2 protein-coding genes are annotated in these 1,157 nt (G+C 59.3%); both read left to right on the forward strand.

Going from position 1 to position 1,157, the window contains the following annotated elements:
* Positions 1 to 364 (forward strand): transporter substrate-binding domain-containing protein (locus EN994_RS32385; RefSeq protein WP_127308198.1); only part of this gene is annotated, 364 nt, incomplete at its 5' end.
* A gap of 80 nt (positions 365 to 444) precedes the next feature.
* Positions 445 to 1,157, forward strand: a 713-nt coding sequence (locus tag EN994_RS32390; protein WP_164746464.1) for an ABC transporter permease, incomplete at its 3' end; no start/stop codon positions are given.

A 1,157-nucleotide genomic window follows, 5' to 3' on the forward strand; every position in this document is an offset into this window, starting at 1 on the left:
CACCACCACGCATTTCAACTATGCCTCGAAGACCTACACCGACAGCACCGTGAAGGGCTATCCGAGCAGCCCCGAGGAGCAGGCCGATCTTGCCAATGGTCGTCTCGACGCCATCGAGGACGATATCGTCGTGCTGCAGCAGTTTCTGGACTCGCCTGACGGCGCCTGCTGCAAGATCCTCGGCCAACCTTCGCCGCAGCCGGTCGAGATTTTCGGGCCTGGTGCCGGCATTGCCGTACGCAAGGGCGAAACCGACCTGGTCAACAAGCTCAATTCGGCCATCGCCGCCATTCGCGCCAATGGAAAATACAAGGAAATCAACGACAAGTATTTCAAGTTCGACGTCTACGGCGCCGAGTCCTGATAAGCCAGGTCAAGACGGCGGGGAATTTCCCCGCCGTCTTTCTATTCGTCTTGGGAATGCCGTGAGGATAAGACCGGTCGATGCCAGCCCAGAGCATATGGACACTTCTCAGTTGGGGACCTGAAGGCTGGCTTGACGATATTGCCTATGGCGCACTGATCACCATTGCGTTGGCGCTTGCCACGCTGCCCATCGGATTGACGATCGGCTTTTTCATTGCACTCGCCAAGCAGTCCGAAGAACCGTCGCTGCGCCTTGCCGCCAACATCTACACCACCGTCTTTCGCGGCCTGCCAGAACTGGTGACGCTCTTCCTGTTCTTTTTTGGCATGCCGATCCTGCTGCAGCATCTCGTCAGGTATTTCCGGCCTGACGTCACCATCGACGTCAACAGCTTTGTCGCCGGCATGATCGTGCTTGCACTGATCTTCTCCTCCTATGCCAGTGAGGTTTTCCTTTCCGCCTTCCGCGCCATTCCCAAAGGCCAGTATGAGGGCGGCTATGCCATCGGTCTTTCGAACTGGCTGACCATGCGCAAGGTGATCGTGCCGCAACTGCTGCGCATCGCGTTTCCTGGACTGGAGAACTGCTGGCTCAGCCTGCTCAAGGACACGTCGCTGGTGTCGGTCGTCGGCCTGGCCGAGACGCTGCGCAATGCCAGCATTGCGGCCCGCGTCACCAAGCACGCTTTCCTGTTCTTCGGCGTCGCCTCGCTGGTCTTTCTTGGCCTGGCCGTCCTGTCGTCCTTCGCCACCAATGCGATCCTGCGCTCGCTTGGCCGGCGGGAGGCGCA

Origin of the sequence: Mesorhizobium sp. M7A.F.Ca.CA.002.09.1.1, from assembly GCF_003998555.1 — a bacterium.
Taxonomy (GTDB): domain Bacteria; phylum Pseudomonadota; class Alphaproteobacteria; order Rhizobiales; family Rhizobiaceae; genus Mesorhizobium; species Mesorhizobium ciceri.